This is a genomic window from Microbacterium sp. ZW CA_36 (genome assembly GCF_044987475.1).
In the GTDB taxonomy this organism is placed as follows: domain Bacteria; phylum Actinomycetota; class Actinomycetes; order Actinomycetales; family Microbacteriaceae; genus Microbacterium.
This window is the reverse complement of the sequence record NZ_JBJDRL010000016.1, coordinates 50,364-65,171: the sequence shown is the minus strand read 5'-3', so window position 1 is coordinate 65,171 and position 14,808 is coordinate 50,364. Positions and strand designations below refer to the sequence as shown.

14 protein-coding genes are annotated in these 14,808 nt (G+C 70.6%); 7 read left to right on the top strand and 7 right to left on the bottom strand.

The window, feature by feature from the left end; all coding sequences use genetic code 11:
* Positions 1-69 precede the first annotated feature (69 nt).
* Together ACI3KX_RS09390 and ACI3KX_RS09385 are read left to right on the top strand one after the other, a co-directional pair.
* Positions 70-1,401 carry a solute carrier family 23 protein gene (locus ACI3KX_RS09390; RefSeq protein ID WP_363356331.1) on the top strand — a complete coding sequence of 444 codons (1,332 nt, stop codon included), beginning with the start codon at positions 70-72 and terminating at the stop codon, positions 1,399-1,401.
* 207 nt (positions 1,402-1,608) lie between these two features.
* Positions 1,609-2,448 (top strand): VOC family protein, encoded by an 840-nt coding sequence (locus tag ACI3KX_RS09385; protein ID WP_404909525.1) that lies wholly within the window; start codon positions 1,609-1,611, stop codon positions 2,446-2,448.
* A 23-nt stretch (positions 2,449-2,471) separates the two neighbouring features.
* Here the strand turns inward: ACI3KX_RS09385 and ACI3KX_RS09380 are convergent, their stop codons facing one another.
* The 5 genes from ACI3KX_RS09380 to ACI3KX_RS09360 all read right to left on the bottom strand — a co-directional run bounded on the left by ACI3KX_RS09380 (position 2,472) and on the right by ACI3KX_RS09360 (position 8,405).
* A complete protein-coding gene (locus tag ACI3KX_RS09380) occupies positions 2,472-3,485 on the bottom strand; it encodes a LacI family DNA-binding transcriptional regulator (RefSeq protein WP_363356327.1) in 1,014 nt (337 codons plus the stop codon).
* Between the two features lie 34 nt (positions 3,486-3,519).
* Positions 3,520-4,998: a glycoside hydrolase family 1 protein gene (locus ACI3KX_RS09375; protein WP_404909511.1), complete on the bottom strand. Its 1,479-nt coding sequence runs from the start codon at positions 4,996-4,998 to the stop codon at positions 3,520-3,522.
* Positions 4,999-5,064: 66 nt separating this feature from the next.
* Entirely contained in the window at positions 5,065-5,973 is a 909-nt protein-coding gene (locus tag ACI3KX_RS09370; protein WP_363356323.1) for a carbohydrate ABC transporter permease, read from the bottom strand.
* Positions 5,970-6,998 (bottom strand): sugar ABC transporter permease, encoded by a 1,029-nt coding sequence (locus ACI3KX_RS09365; protein WP_363356321.1) that lies wholly within the window; start codon positions 6,996-6,998, stop codon positions 5,970-5,972. Before ACI3KX_RS09365 ends, ACI3KX_RS09370 begins: the two co-directional genes overlap by 4 nt.
* Before the next feature lie 132 nt (positions 6,999-7,130).
* Positions 7,131-8,405: an ABC transporter substrate-binding protein gene (locus ACI3KX_RS09360; RefSeq protein ID WP_404909510.1), complete on the bottom strand. Its 1,275-nt coding sequence runs from the start codon at positions 8,403-8,405 to the stop codon at positions 7,131-7,133.
* A gap of 319 nt (positions 8,406-8,724) precedes the next feature.
* Here ACI3KX_RS09360 and purS point away from each other — a divergent pair, with 319 nt between their 5' ends.
* Positions 8,725-8,973: a phosphoribosylformylglycinamidine synthase subunit PurS gene (gene purS / locus ACI3KX_RS09355; RefSeq protein ID WP_194412072.1), complete on the top strand. Its 249-nt coding sequence runs from the start codon at positions 8,725-8,727 to the stop codon at positions 8,971-8,973.
* Complete coding sequence (purQ, locus tag ACI3KX_RS09350) at positions 8,970-9,677, top strand: phosphoribosylformylglycinamidine synthase subunit PurQ (protein WP_404909509.1); 708 nt, start codon at positions 8,970-8,972, stop codon at positions 9,675-9,677. Before purS ends, purQ begins: the two co-directional genes overlap by 4 nt.
* 39 nt (positions 9,678-9,716) lie before the next feature.
* On the opposite strand, the gene ACI3KX_RS09345 is transcribed toward purQ, so the two are convergent.
* Positions 9,717-10,148 (bottom strand): DUF1761 domain-containing protein, encoded by a 432-nt coding sequence (locus ACI3KX_RS09345; RefSeq protein WP_404909508.1) that lies wholly within the window; start codon positions 10,146-10,148, stop codon positions 9,717-9,719.
* Between the two features lie 108 nt (positions 10,149-10,256).
* Here ACI3KX_RS09345 and ACI3KX_RS09340 point away from each other — a divergent pair, with 108 nt between their 5' ends.
* Positions 10,257-11,201, top strand: a complete 945-nt coding sequence (locus tag ACI3KX_RS09340; RefSeq protein WP_404909507.1) for a 2-hydroxyacid dehydrogenase — start codon at positions 10,257-10,259, stop codon at positions 11,199-11,201.
* 336 nt (positions 11,202-11,537) lie between these two features.
* On the opposite strand, the gene ACI3KX_RS09335 is transcribed toward ACI3KX_RS09340, so the two are convergent.
* Entirely contained in the window at positions 11,538-12,146 is a 609-nt protein-coding gene (locus ACI3KX_RS09335; protein WP_363356311.1) for an NTP transferase domain-containing protein, read from the bottom strand.
* Between the two features lie 93 nt (positions 12,147-12,239).
* On the opposite strand from ACI3KX_RS09335, the gene ACI3KX_RS09330 reads away from it, so the two are divergent.
* Together ACI3KX_RS09330 and ACI3KX_RS09325 are read left to right on the top strand one after the other, a co-directional pair.
* Entirely contained in the window at positions 12,240-13,436 is a 1,197-nt protein-coding gene (locus ACI3KX_RS09330; protein WP_404909506.1) for an XdhC family protein, read from the top strand.
* A complete protein-coding gene (locus ACI3KX_RS09325; RefSeq protein ID WP_404909505.1) occupies positions 13,433-14,791 on the top strand; it encodes an 8-oxoguanine deaminase in 1,359 nt (452 codons plus the stop codon). Before ACI3KX_RS09330 ends, ACI3KX_RS09325 begins: the two co-directional genes overlap by 4 nt.
* Positions 14,792-14,808: the final 17 nt, after the last annotated feature.

Genomic DNA, 14,808 nt, shown 5'->3' with positions numbered 1-14,808 from the left:
GCAACTCACCGAGCCGCCGGTCGTCGCTAGGGTGATGCTCGCACCATCCCCCGAGCGCAAGGAGCGCACATGCCTACGTGGACCCTTCACGGCAACGGCCGGACCGTCGAACCGGGCAAGGTGGTGAAGCCCGACGAGCGACTGAACTGGCCCGCCACGGTCGCGATCGGCGCGCAGCACGTCATCGCGATGTTCGGCGCCACATTCCTCGTGCCGGTGCTCACCGGCTTCCCCGTCTCGACGACCCTGCTCTTCTCGGGCATCGGAACGCTGCTGTTCCTGCTCATCACGAAGAACCGCTTGCCCAGCTACCTGGGCTCCTCATTCGCATTCATCGCCCCGGTGACGGCGGCCACCGCCTCGCAGGGCATGGGCTCGGCGCTCGCCGGCATCGTCGCCGTGGGCGTGCTGCTGGCGGCCGTCGGCTTCATCGTGCAGTTCGCGGGCCTCGGCTGGATCGAGAAGCTCATGCCTCCGGTCGTCGCCGGCGCCATCGTCGCGCTGATCGGATTCAACCTTGCGCCGGTCGCGTGGACGAACTTCCAGCAGGCGCCGATCACCGCGACCATCACGCTGGCCGCCGTGATCCTGTTCAGCGTGCTGTTCCGCGGGTTCCTCGGCCGCATCTCGATCTTCCTCGGCGTGATCGTCGGCTACATCGTCGCGCTGCTGCGCGGCGAGGTCGACTTCAGCGCCGTCGACGAGCTCGTGGCGAACGGGCAGTGGGTGGGCCTCCCGACCTTCGCGTTCCCGACCTTCGGCGACCCGGGGACCTGGAGCGTCATCGCGATGTTCCTGCCGGTCGTGCTCGTGCTCATCGCCGAGAACGTCGGCCACGTGCGTGGCGTCGCGACGATGACCGAGTCGTCGGTCAACCAGTACACGGGTCGCGCCCTGATCGCCGACGGCGCCGCCACCGTGCTCGCCGGCACCTTCGGCGGCTCGGGCACGACGACGTACGGCGAGAACATCGGCGTCATGGCCGCGACCCGCGTGTACTCGACCGCCGCCTACTGGGTCGCGGGACTGTTCGCCATCCTGCTGTCGCTGTCGCCGGTGGTGGGCGCGGTGTTCAACTCGATCCCCGCCGGCGTGCTCGGCGGTGTGACGACCGCGCTGTACGGCCTGATCGGCATCATCGGCATCAAGATCTGGGTCGACAACCGCGTCGACTTCTCGCGCCCGGTGAACCAGTACACCGGCGCCGTCGCGCTCGTCATCGCGATCGCCGGGTTCACGATGCAGTGGGGCGACTTCCAGCTCGGCGCGATCGTGATCGGCGCAGCGGCGGCCCTGCTGATCTACCACCTCGGCAACGCCATCGCCCGCTGGCGCAAGACCGGCGCCGACGACGGCGGCCCGATCCCGGCCGTCGGCCAGCTCGGCGGCGACCCGCAGTAGTCGAACAGCGGATGCCGCCACCCGAGGCCCTCGAGTCCACCTGGGTGGCGGCATCCATCGTCCTTCTCGGGTTTGGGGCGCAGCTGACTCCGGGTCTCCGGGCGACCTCGACCCGTCGTGCGGGGGAATGAAGGGCGGATGCCGGAGGTTCTCATTCGTGTGAATACACAACTCGCGGCGGCCGACCGTCTCGCCGCCGACACGTCGATGGGAGCCGTGACGCTCCTCGTGGGCGACCTCGACGGCATGACGGCGTTCTACCGCGACGTCATCACGCTGCAGGTGCTCGCCACCGACGGCGACGAGGTCGTGCTCGGACGAGCCGGCCGAGCCGTGGTCGTGCTGCGGCACGAGCCGGCGCTGCGCCACGCGACGCCCGGCGCGGCGGGGCTGTTCCACACCGCCATCCTCTTCGAGACGCAGGAGGCCCTTGCGGCCGCGCTGTACAGCGTCGCCCAGCACGCCCCGCACACGTTCACCGGATCGGCCGATCACCTGGTCAGCCAGGCGTTCTACCTGACCGACCCCGAGGGCAACGGCATCGAGCTCTACTGGGACCGCGCCCGCACCGAGTGGTCGTGGACGCACGGCAGCATCGAGATGGCGACCCTTCACCTCGACCCGAACGCCTTTCTGCGCGAGCACCTCACCGAGCGGGCCGCGAGCGGTGCGACCGGTCAGGACGCGGCATCCGTGGGGCACGTGCACCTGTCGGTCGGCGACGTCGCGAGCGCCCGTGCGTTCTACGTCGACGCGCTGGGGTTCGACCAGACCGCCGCGATGGGCGACCAGGCGCTGTTCGTGAGCGCCGGCGGCTACCACCACCACATGGCGATGAACGTGTGGAACTCGCGCGGAGCCGGACCACGGATGCCGGCGCTCGGCCTCGGCCGCGTCGACCTCGCCCTGCCCGACGCCGACGCCCTCGGCGCCCTCGCCGAGCGCCTGCGGCACCACGGCCTCGAGGCGCGCGACGACGGTCGCACCGTGTCGTTCGACGACCCCTGGCGCAACCTCCTGCAAGCCACCGTCCCCGGCCGCGGCTGACCCAGGATTCCCGGAACCCGCGGTCAGACCGATTCGCGGACGACCAGCTCGGTCTCGAGGATCGTGACGTGCCGCGGATGCCGCCCCGCGAGGAGGTCGAGCAGCACCGTCGCCATGCGCTCCCCCTGCGCGAAGGAGGGCTGGCGCACCGTCGTCAGCTGCGGGATGACGGAGGTCGCCACCGGCGAGTCGTCGAAGCCGATGATCGCGATGTCCTCCGGAACACGAAGGCCCTCCGCCGCGATCACGGTCAGCACGCCGCGCGCCATGAGGTCGCTGGCCACGAAGACCGCGTCGGGCTTCGCACCGGTGGCGAGCACGCGACGCATCGCATCCGCACCGCCGTCGGCGGTGAAGTTGCCGTCCTCGACGGCGATCTCGTCGAGGTCCCACGCGGCCAGCGCGTCGCGGTAGCCCTGCAGCCGGTCGACGCCGGCGGGCATGTCGCGCGGACCCGTGATGGTCGCGATGCGCTTGCGGCCGCTCTCGATCAGGTAGACGGTCGCGTCGTAGGCCCCGCGCACGTTGTCGACATCGACGTAGTAGTCGCGTTCGCGCTCGCGCACCGGGCGGCCGCCGTAGACCACCGGGACGACGCTCGCGATGCGGTCGATGAACGTGTCGCTGGTGTGGTGCGAGACGACGATGGCGCCGTCGACGGCGCCGCTGCGGACGTAGCTCGTGGTCTTGTCGCCCGGGTCATCGCTCGCGATGAAGAGGTTGAGCACGTAGTCCGAGCGGCTCAGGCGGGAGTTGATCCCCGACACGATGGCCGCGAAGAAGGGGTCGCCGAAGAACCGTGTGGTGTCTTCGGGGACGATCAGCGCGACCGCGTGGGTCTTCTGGCTCGCCAGCGACCGCGCGGCGCGGTTCGGGACGTAGTTGAGCTCGGCGATCGCTCGCGTCACCGACTGCAGAGCCTCGGGGCTCACCGCCGTCGAGCCGTTCACCACGCGCGACACCGTGGACCGCGAGACCCCCGCCGCTGCGGCGACCTCTTCGATCGTGACTGCCGAACGCATCGCCTCGACGCTCATTCTCTTCCTCCTCCCGGATGCTATGTCCGGGACGCTATGACGTGACGGCCGCCGCGCGCGCGGGCTCCAGGTCGAGGGCGCGGGCGCCGATGATCCGGCGGTACTCGAGAGCGCTGTCCTTCGGCGTGCGCTCCTGCGTGTCGTAGTCGACGCGCACGATGCCGAACCGCTTCTCGTACCCCCACGCCCACTCGAAGTTGTCGAGGAGCGACCAATAGAAGTATCCCCGCACATCGACGCCCGCGCCTGCGGCATCGAGGATCGCGCCGAGGTGGCCGCGCAGGAACTCCACGCGATCGGCGTCGTGCACGCGCTTCTCGTCACCCTCGACGACCAGCTCGTCGTCGTAGGCCGCACCGTTCTCGGTGACATAGAGAACCGTGCCGGCCGACTGCGCGTACTCGTCCCACACCCGGTGCAGCAGCGTGGTGAGGCCCTCGGGCTGCACCTCCCACTGCATCGGGGTGCGGGGAAGGCCGCGCTCGTGCCAGAAGATGCCTTCGTGCGAGGGGTACGGCGAGCGGCCCGGGCGGTCGGTCGGCGCGTCGCCGCCGATCGGCGGGTTCACCGGCTCGTGGCCGCCCACGTACTCGCCGTGGTAGTAGTTGACGCCGAGCGTGTCGATCGGCGTCGCGATCGTCTCGAGGTCACCCGGACGCACGGCGGACTCCCATGCGGCGACGGCCGCGGCATCCACCTTCCGGATGTCCTCGACGACGTCGGCCGGGTACTCGGCTCGGAAGATCGGGTCGAGGAACCACCGGTTGAACTGGCCGTCGATGCGGCGCGCGGCGTCGGCGTCGGCCGGGTCGTTCGCGTCGACCGGCTCGGCGACCGTGAGGTTCAGCGTGATGCCGAGCTTGAGCGACGCGTCGCGCGCCCGCAGCTCGCGCACGGCCTGCCCGTGACCGAGCAGCAGGTGGTGCGCGGCCAGGACGCCCTCTTCGACGCTGTAGTGACCCGGCGCGTGCAGGCCGGCGGTGTAGCTCAGGAACGACGAGCACCACGGCTCGTTGAGCGTCGTCCACACGTTCACCCGGTCGCCCAGCGCGTCGTGCATCGTCAGCGCGTACTCGGTGAACAGGTCGGCCGTGTCGCGGTTGGCCCAGCCGCCCTTCTCCTGCAGCGCCTGCGGCAGGTCCCAGTGGTAGAGCGTCAGCCACGGCAGGATGCCGGCATCCAGCAGCTCGTCGGTCAGCCGCTTGTAGAAGTCGACGCCCTGCGGGTTGACCGCGCCGCCGTCGGGCCGCACGCGCGACCACGACGTCGAGAAGCGGTACGTCTGCAGGCCCAGGTGCTTCATGAGCGCCACGTCGCCGGCGTAGCGGTGATAGTGGTCGCACGCCACGTCGCCGTTGTCGCCGTTGATGACCGCGCCCGGCACACGGCAGAAGGCGTCCCAGATGGAGTCACGGCGGCCGTCCTCGTGGGCGGCGCCTTCGATCTGGAAGGCGGCGGTCGCGGCGCCGAACAGGAAGTCCGACGGGAAGGCGCGCGGGATCGCGGTCGTCATGAGGGGGGAGGTCCTCTCTGGATGCATTGAGTTCAGGATGACTGAGGCCGAGCGGAGGCGGAAGGCCTAGCCCTTGACGGCACCGGCCATGATTCCACTCACCAGCTGCTTGCCCGCGAAGGCGAACAGGATGAGCAGCGGGATCGTGGCGAGCAGCACGCCGGCCAGCACGATGGAGTAGTCCACGAAGTAGTTGGACTGCAGCAGCGAGAGCGCGACCGGCAGGGTGGGGCTCTGGCGGTCGAGCACGATGAACGGCCAGAAGAACTGGTTCCACGCGCCGACGAAGGTGAAGAGGAACAGCATCGCGGCCGCGGGACGGGCCGCGGTGACGCCGACCGTCCAGAACGTGCGGATCATGGAGGCCCCGTCCACGCGCGCTGCCTCGATGAGCTCGTCCGGCACGGTCTGCGACAGGTACTGCGTCATCCAGAACACCCCGAACGCGCTGGTGAGCGCGGGGATGATGATGGCGCCGATCTGGCCGGTCCAGCCGAGGTCCGAGAACAGGAGGTACAGCGGCACCACGCCGAGCTGCATGGGCACGGCCATCGTGGCGACCACGAAGGCCAGCAGCCACTTGCCACCCGGGAACCGCAGCTTCGCGAACGCCCAGCCGGCGAGCGTCGAGAAGATGACGACGGATGCCGCGATCACGGTCGAGCTGAAGATGGAGTTCCACAGCGCCAGCCAGAAGTTGACGGCCGGGTCGTTGACGACCGCCAGCGCGTTGGCGATGAAGTTGCCGCCCGGCAGCCACGACATGTTCGGGTCGTTGATCGTGGTGGCGTCGCCCGAGCCGATCAGGAACGACCAGTAGTAGGGGAAGATCGCCGAGACGATGACGACTCCGAGGCCGAGGTACACCCAGAACCCGGCGCGAACGCCGCGGATCTTGGTGGTGCGCCGGTTGCGACGCGCGTTGGGGAGGTTCTCCTCGACGACGGCGAGAGGCGGGGTGCTGATGGCGCTCACTGCTGGGCTCCCTTCCGGCGACGGCGGCGCTGGATGACGCCGCGACCGCCCTCGTCGCGCACGAGGCGACGGGTGATGCCGAGGTTGATCAGGCCGATGGCGAGGATGATGATGAACAGGATCCACGCCAGGGCTGCGGCGCGGCCGAAGTTGAACTCGCCCCAGCCGATGTTGTAGAGGTACAGCGTGATCGTCAGCCACTGGTTGGCGGCGCCGCCGCGGCCGAAGGTGTCGAACATGCGCGGCTCGTCGAAGATCTGCAGTCCGCCGATCGTCGAGGTGATGATCACGAAGATGAGCGTCGGCTTCAGCGACGGGAGCGTGATGCTCCAGAACTGGCGGAACGCGTTGGCGCCGTCGACGGTGGCGGCCTCGTAGTACTCGCGCGGCACGGCCTGCATGGCGGCGAGCAGGATCAGGGCGTTGTAGCCCGTCCAGCGGAAGTTGACCATCGTCGCGATGGCGATGTGGCTCCAGAACGGGTCCTTGTGCCAGGCGATCGGGTCCAGTCCGATGCTGGTGAGGATGTTGTTCACCAGACCGTGGTTGTCGCCGAACATGTTGCTGAAGATCAACGCGACGGCGACCGGGGCCATGACGTACGGGAGCAGGACGCTCATCCGCCAGAAGGTCTTGGCCCGGATGTTGCGGTCGAGCATCGCCGCGATGAACAGGGCGAGCACGATCTGCGGCACCGACGACAGCAGGAAGATGCTGAACGTGTTGCGCAGCGCGACCCAGAAGTCGGCCTGCGACAGGATCCAGATGTACTGGTCGAAGCCGACGAACGTGCCGGAGTTGCGGACGAGGTCCCACTCCTGGAACGAGATGACCGCCGTGTAGACGATCGGGAAGAGTCCCACGATCGCGAACAGGATGAAGAACGGCGAGATGTAGAGGTAGGGCGAGACCTTCAGGTCCCAGCGGCTCATGCGATGGGAGAAGGACAGCACGCGCGGCGCGCGTTCGGGCTTGGGCCGATCGTCCGGCCCCGATGCCGTGGGGCGGGTTGCGGTCGAGGTCACCGGGGGGCTCCGATCCGGGTGGAGAGTGGGCGCTGGAGGCGGAGTGCGTGCGGGCCGCGGGGACCCGCACGCACTCCACTGGTGATGTCAGATCACGTCCGGCGAGCGGACACGATCGTCATCGTCGACCGATCAGAATGCTTCGACTTCGGCGACGTAGGTGTCCCACGAGGTCTGCGCGTCCTCGACACCGTCGAAGACTCGCGTGATGGCGTCCTGCAGCGCGGTGTTGTACTTGAAGTAGTCCGCGCTCTTGTACGGCGTGACCGTGATCGCCTCGGAGCGGTCGGCGAAGATCGAGCCGGTCGGGGCGTCGGCGTAGTACTCGTTGGTCGAGTCCGTGATCGACGGAGCGGCCTGCGCGTCGACCGCGCTCGGGAACGCGCCGACGTTGACGAAGGTCTTCTCCTGCTGCTCGGGAGCGGTCAGCCAGTCGGCGAGGGCGAGAGCCGCCTCGACGTTCTTGCCGTTCGCCGGGACGGTCAGGTACGAGCCGCCCCAGTTGCCGCCGCCGTTGGGGAACGCGTTCGCGATCTCCCAGCCGGTGACCTCGGGTGCGTTGCCCGAGATGATGCCGAGCATCCACGGCGGGCACAGCATGGCAGCGAATTCACCGTTGGCCATCGAGGCGTTCCAGTCGTCCGACCACTGGCCCGAGTAGGCCGAGTTCGGGATGCCGCGCTCGACGACGAGGTTGTAGGCCGCCTCGATCTCCGGGTTGGAGGTCGCGACCACGGTGCCGTCGGGCTCGTCGTACGGGAACTCGACCTGGTTGACGATGCCCTGGAACGCCGAGTTGGCGGAGTCGAGCATCGGCTTGCCGGTCGCAGCCTTGTACTGGTCGGCCAGGTCGAAGAAGGTGTCCCAGTCGCCGTCGATCGCCGAGGCGACCTCGTCCGGCGTCGAGGGCAGGCCGGCGGCGGCGAACAGGTCGGCGCGGTAGCAGACCGCCTGCGGTCCGATGTCGGTGCCGAAGCCCACGAGACGCCCATCGGCATCCGTCGCCGCCTCTTCCTTCCATTCGACCCAGCGGCCCTTGGCGCTGTCGGGCACCTCGGCGAGCAGGTCGGAGTACTGCATGGCCTCGGCGAACCAGTCGACCTCGACGGCCTCGATGTCGGCGAGGCCTTCCTTGCCGAGCTTCGCGAAGAAGTTCGTACGGGCGTCGTCGGTGATGGCCGCCTTGTTGTGGACGATCTTCACGTTCGGGTTCTCGTCCATGTACTCCTGGAGGAGTTCATCGTCGTAGCCGAAGTCGTTGAAGGTCGCCAGGGTCAGCGTGATCTCGCCGTCTTCGCTGCCGGCGTCGTCGTTGCCGTTGCCGCCGGCGCAGCCGGCGAGGACGATGGCGGAAGCCGAGAATGCGGCGATTGCCACAGCGCTTCTGCGGAAGGCGCGTGCGTTCACTGTCACTCCTTTGTGTTGTCAGGGTCGTGTGTGTTGCAGGATCGGCTCGGAGGGATCCTCGCCGGTTGGTGTGTTCGTGGGAGCGTTCCCATCGATCGAGACGCCACGCTACGGGAGCGCTCCCACGAAGTCAAGGGAGCGCTCCCACGGTTTGATCACGGTTGCGTCACGAGCTCTGCGGCAGGCGGTCGATACGACGGATGCCGGGGCCCGTAGACTGGAGGAGACCCCTGCCCGCGACATCCGGCGTTTCGACTCCTCGCTGCGCTCGTCGCTCAACGACCGATAGCTGCGGCCCGCGGCCGCCAGGAGGATTCGGATGCCCACCATCGTCGTCGACGTCATGCCCAAGGCCGAGCTTCTGGACCCGCAGGGGAAGGCCGTCTCGGGCGCATTCGCCCGGCTCGGGGTCTCCGACTTCAGCGCGGTGCGCATCGGCAAGCGGTTCGAGCTCACCGTCGAGGGCGAGGTCACCGACGAGGTGCTCGCCGAGGCGCAGCGCATCGCCGACGAGATCCTGTCGAACGCGGTGATCGAGGACGTCGTGGGCATCGAGGTCGTGGAATGACCGCCCGCATCGGGGTCATCACCTTCCCCGGGTCGCTCGACGACCGCGACGCTCAGCGCGCGATCGAGATCGCCGGCGGCGAGCCCGTCGCGCTCTGGCACGGCTCGCACGACCTCGACGGCGTCGACGGACTCGTGCTGCCGGGCGGCTTCAGCTACGGCGACTACCTGCGCGCAGGCGCGATCGCGGCGCTCGCGCCGATCATGTCGGAGGTGAAGGATGCCGCAGCGCAGGGCATGCCCATCCTCGGCATCTGCAACGGCTTCCAGATGCTCGTCGAGGCGCACCTGCTCCCCGGCGGCCTGATCCGCAACGCGCACCAGCAGTTCATCCGCCGCGACCAGCGCCTCCGCGTCGAGAACAACGACACGGCATGGACGCACGAATTCGCCTCCGGCCAGGAGATCGTGATCCCGCTGAAGAACGCCGACGGCGGTTACATCGCCTCCGAGAACGAGCTCGATCGCCTCGAGGGCGAGGGTCTCGTGGTGTTCCGGTACGTCGGGGTGAACCCCAACGGATCGCTCCGCGACATCGCCGGCATCGCCAATGAGCGCGGCAACGTGGTCGGCCTCATGCCCCACCCCGAGCACGCGGTCGAGCCGGGCTTCGGTCCCGACACCGCGGCTGCCATGCGGTCGGGCGTCGACGGCCTGTCGTTCTTCACCTCGGCCATCGCGGCCGTGGTGGCACAGGCCGCCTGACCACCGGCATCCGCCGGCGAGCGACCGGAAGCGCGCGCGTCAGACGGTGCCCGCCGGCGGCCACACGCCGATGATGAGCGCCATCACGACGATCGTCACGAGCTCGTGCGCGATGTTCAGCACCGTCAGCGAGGACGGCCGGCCCTCGAAGGCGTCGTGCGTGATGAACCTCGCCGCAGTGAAGCCGGCCCACAGGATGACGCCGGTCACCAGCGCCGACCAGAGGTAGCTGCCGCCGTAGAAGTGCCACGCGATCGAGGAGGCGCCGGCGAGCACCCACGCGGTCACGAAGCTGACGACGACGGTCACGACGATCGGCACGACGGCGGTCGCTCCGGGCCGGTCCATGTCGACGTTCGCGAGCTTCGCCCATCGGGTGCCGAACACCTTCGGGGTGTACCAGATGGAGCCGACGACCATGCTCGACGCCGTCGCGATGAGCACCGCCCAGTAGTTGATCTCGGGAACCACGTCCGCCTCCTCTTTCCGGGGCGCCGCTCGGACCGCGGTGTCCGCTGGGCGAGAGCGTAGCGCCGTCCGGCGACGCCGGCCCGTCGCCTCGCCGGTAGCGTGGATGGTGTGAGCAGTGACATCCGCACCCTCGTCGTCAGCGTCCCGACCGAACAACTCGCCGCAGATCTCGGGGAGCCCCCCGCCGGCGTCGAGCTGGTGGTGTGGCCGATGGACGGCCCCGCCCCGCGCGACCGGTTCGACATCGTCGTGCCGCCGTACATGTCGATGGCGCGCGTGCTCGAGCGCCTCGAGGGCGTCGACGTCGGTCTCGTGCAGGGTCAGTCGATCGGCTTCGACGGCGTCGCCGACATCCTTCCCGCGGGCCTGCGCTTCGCCAACGCGGCATCCGTGCACGAGACCTCCACGGCCGAACTGGCCGTGGGCCTCGCGATCGCGGCGCAGCGGCACATCGACGCGTTCGCGGTCGACACCGCGGCGGGGCGCTGGGCGCCCGTCTTCGCGCAGAGCCTCGCCGACCGCCGCGTGCTGCTGCTCGGCTACGGCGGCGTGGGCAAGGCGGTCGCCGCGCGCCTCGCGCCGTTCGAGGTGGAGCTCACGGCGGTGGCCTCCCGCGCCCGCGACGAGGACGGCGCGCACGGCGTGGACCATGTGCACGGGGTGGACGAGCTGCCCGAACTGCTCCCCCGCGCCGAGATCGTGATCCTGACGCTGCCCGGCGGCGACGCCACCCGGCACATCGTGGACGATGCGTTCCTGGCCGCGCTGCCCGACGGCGCGCTCATCGTCAACGTCGGGCGCGGCTCGCTCATCGACACCGAGGCGCTCGTCGACCACATCCGTCGCGGACGGATCCGCGCCGCGCTCGACGTGACCGACCCCGAGCCGCTTCCGGACGGGCACCCGCTGTGGAGCCTTCCCGGCGTGCTCATCGCGCCGCATGTCGGCGGCGCCTCGAGTGCGATGCGCCCCCGCGTCGCGAAGCTGGTGCGCACGCAGATCGAGCGCCTCGTCGCCGGCGAGCCGCCGATCAACGTCGTCCTCGGCGACTGAAGCGGGCACCCCCGGTCGTTGAGCGAGACGAAACGCGCGGGAACCCCCGGTCGTTGAGCGAGCGAGGAACGAGCGAGACGAAACGCGCCGCACCCGGCGCAGCGGCACAGCTGGAGGCGCTTCGTCTCGGTCGCTGGCGCTCCCTCCCTCAACGACCGGTCCATTGCCCCGGTCGTTGAGCGAGCGAGGAACGAGCGAGACGAAACGCGCCGCACCCGGCGCAGCGGCATGGCTGGAGGCGCTTCGTCTCGGTCGCTGGCGCTCCCTCCCTCGACGACCGGTGGTGCGACGTGTTCGACTCGCTCAACGACCGGTGAGCGGGCGCTCCGCGTGTCGTCACCGGTGGTCGATGTCGGCGCCCGACCAGAGATCGCTGCACTCGACCTCGACCACGCCCTGGGTGACGAGATACGGTCGTGCGCCGCGGTCACCATCCAGCGCGGCGCACAGCGCGGCGAAGTGCGAGCGGGTGATCCCCGCGGGATGCCCAGGCACGCCGCCATAGACGGCCTGAACGAGGGGCGCTTCCCGACGAAGCGTCGCAATCACTCGACGAACGACGGATGCCGGCGCATCGGGAGCGTCGACGGGCATCACGACGACGGCGTCGAACGCCGCAGCAGCCGTGAACCCCGGATCAGCGGATGCCGCACCCTCCGCGCTGTGCCGGGCTCCCTGGGCCGCTCGGAGTGCCGCCCGCAGAGACGCCGAGAGTCCGTCGGCCCAGTCGCCCGCCTCGACCACCCCGGCGTCGTCCGGCACGAGTGCGGCGACCTCGTCGCCGCGCGCACCGACGACGACCAGCACCTCGTCGCAGCCTCCCTCCCGAAGCGTGCGGACCGCTCGAGCGACCCAGGGCTCGCCGTCCGCCGTGCGCGCAAGACCCTTCGGCGACCCGTATCGGGTCCCGGCGCCCGCCGCCAGCACGACTCCGCAGATGCGCACGACTCCGCCTACCTCGGATGGGATGCCGCGGCGGCGCCGCGGGCGTTTCCTGAGCGTAGTGCGCCCGAAACACGGCGGGCCTAGCGTGTGCGCATGCTCGAACGCGCGCGCGACCTGCTGCCTCTGCTGCGGCGTGGCGCGCCTGTCGCCGCCGTGACCGTCACCCGGGTGGCGCGGAGCGCCCCTCGCGGCCCGGGCGCCACCATAGCCGTGACCGCAGACGGGAGCGTGCTCGGGTCGATCTCCGGCGGCTGCGTGGAAGGCGACGCGGTGGTGCTGGCGCACGGTGCGCGCGTGGGGGACAGACCCCTGACGGCGCGGCTCGGGTTCTCGGACGACGCCGCCCATGCCGCCGGCCTCGCCTGCGGGGGAAGCGTCGACGTGGCCGCCTACGCGGTGTCGCCCGAGCCCGCCGTGATCGCAGCCCTCGAGTCGGTCGTCGCCGGCCGCGGAGTCACCGTCGGCATCGTGCTGGCAGGACCGCGCGCAGGCACGGTGCTCGACGAGACCGCGCTGCGCGTCGCTGTCGCCGGCACCATGCCCGGCGTGCCCGCGCCGCGCTCAGCGGTCGCCGGCGGCGACCGTCGCCGTGGCGAGGTCCCGGAGATCGGCGACCTGATCTCCCGCCGGGAGACAGCCGTGCTCGCGACTGCACAGGACGGCCACGACGTGCTCGTCCTCTCGCACGCACCGGCGCCCCGGCTCATCATCGTCGGCGCCGGCGAGCACGCCGCTGCTCTGTGCCGCGTCGCGGCCGCGGCGGGTTTCGCCGTCACGGTGTGCGACGTCTGGGAGGCCCTCGTCACGCGTGAGCGGTTCCCCGCCGCGACCGAACTGGTCGCGGCGATCCCTCACGAGCATCTCGCCGGGCTCGACGTCGCGGCGCTCGACGCCCGGACCGCGGTGTGCGTGCTCACCCACGACGAGCGCGTGGACGCGCCGGCCCTCGCAGCGGCGCTGTCGCTGCCGATCGGGTTCGTCGGGGCGATGGGTGCCCGGGGCACGGTCGCGCGCCGCGCCGAGCTGCTGCGCGAGTCCGGGGTCGACGAGGCCGACATCGCGCGGATCCGTGCGCCGCTCGGCCTCGATCTCGGCGGCGCATCGCCCGACGAGACGGCGATCTCGGTCCTCGCCGAGATCGTCGCCGCCCGTCACGGCGGATCGGGGCTGCCCCTGCGCGAGCGGAGCGGATCGCTCCACCGCCGCACCCCCGCGACAACGGCCGACGCGCCGACCGGCTCGGCCGCGACCTCGGGCTGCGGCATCCCACTTCAGGCAGGAGCCTCATGACCCGCACCGTCATCGAGAACGCGCATGTCGCGACCGTCGACGCCGTCGGCGCCGAGTACGCCGGCGGCCACGTCGTGATGGAGGGCGGACGGATCGTCGCGGTCGGCGCCGGGCGCGCGCCCGACCCCCTGCGCGAGGGCGCCGAGCTCGTCGACGCGCGCGGATGCCTCGTGACCCCGGGCCTCATCAACACCCACCACCACCTGTACCAGTGGCTCACGCGCGGGTACGCCCAGGATTCGATCCTGTTCGACTGGCTGACGGCGCTGTACCCGCTCTGGGCGCGCATCGATGCGGACCTCACCGGAGCCGGGGCGGCGGGAGCGATGGCCGTCCTCGCCAGGTCGGGCTGCACGACGGTCGGCGACCACCATTACGTCTTCCCGCACGGATCGGGCGACATCGTCGGCGCGCTCGTCGAGTCCGCGTCGACCGTCGGAGTGCGGCTGCACGCCACGCGCGGGTCGATGGATCTGGGCCGCTCGCAGGGCGGGCTCCCGCCCGACTTCGCGGTGGAGACGACGGATGCCGCCCTGCGGGCGTCGCAGGAGGCGGTCGAGCGCTACCACGACCCCTCGTTCGACGCGATGGTGCGGATCGCGATCGCGCCGTGCTCGCCGTTCTCGGTCACCGCCGACCTGCTGCGGGAGTCGGCGGTGCTGGCCCGGTCGCTCGGTGTCCGACTGCACACGCACGCCTCGGAGACCGTCGAGGAGGACGCCTACTGCATCGAGCACTTCGGCCGCACCCCGACGCAGCACCTCGAAGAGCTCGGGTGGCTGGGCGATGACGTGTGGATGGCGCACGGCGTGCACCTCGACGCCCCCGCGATCGAGCGATACGCCGCGACCGGCACGGGGGTCGCGCACTGCCCCTCGTCGAACGCGCGGCTCGCCGCCGGCATCGCGCCGGTGCGGGCGCTGCTCGATGCCGGCGTGCCGGTCGGGCTGGGTGTGGACGGCTCCGCGTCGAACGAGTCGGGACAGCTCGGCGCCGAGATCCGCGAAGCGGTGCTCATGAACCGCCTCCGCACCGGATCGGAGTCCATGAGCGTGCGCGACGGCCTGCGCATCGCGACGATGGGCGGCGCGCGGGTGCTCGGCAGGCAGCAGGAGATCGGCTCCCTCGAGCCCGGCAAGCTCGCCGACGTCGCGGTGTGGCAGGTCGATCGCGTCGAGCACGCGGGCATCCTCGATCCGGTCGCCGCACTCGGCCTCGGGGCGCTGCCGCCGCTGAAGCGCCTGTACGTCGGCGGCAGGGCGGTGGTCGAGGACGCGACGCTCGTCACGGCCGACGAAGCGCGCCTCGCGCGCGAGGTCGCCGCGGCATCCGTGGCCCTCGCGGAGCGGCTCTGACCGGCGACGCCCACGGC

What these genes read in the sequence shown, in the direction of transcription:
- ACI3KX_RS09390 (WP_363356331.1), top strand. Translation starts at nt 70, where the DNA reads ATGCCTACGTGGACCCTTCACGGCAACGGCCGGACCGTCGAACCGGGC.
- ACI3KX_RS09385 (WP_404909525.1), top strand. Translation starts at nt 1,609, where the DNA reads ATGGGAGCCGTGACGCTCCTCGTGGGCGACCTCGACGGCATGACGGCG.
- ACI3KX_RS09380 (WP_363356327.1), bottom strand. Translation starts at nt 3,485, where the DNA reads ATGAGCGTCGAGGCGATGCGTTCGGCAGTCACGATCGAAGAGGTCGCC.
- ACI3KX_RS09375 (WP_404909511.1), bottom strand. Translation starts at nt 4,998, where the DNA reads ATGACGACCGCGATCCCGCGCGCCTTCCCGTCGGACTTCCTGTTCGGC.
- purS (WP_194412072.1), top strand. Translation starts at nt 8,725, where the DNA reads ATGCCCACCATCGTCGTCGACGTCATGCCCAAGGCCGAGCTTCTGGAC.
- purQ (WP_404909509.1), top strand. Translation starts at nt 8,970, where the DNA reads ATGACCGCCCGCATCGGGGTCATCACCTTCCCCGGGTCGCTCGACGAC.
- ACI3KX_RS09330 (WP_404909506.1), top strand. Translation starts at nt 12,240, where the DNA reads ATGCTCGAACGCGCGCGCGACCTGCTGCCTCTGCTGCGGCGTGGCGCG.
- ACI3KX_RS09325 (WP_404909505.1), top strand. Translation starts at nt 13,433, where the DNA reads ATGACCCGCACCGTCATCGAGAACGCGCATGTCGCGACCGTCGACGCC.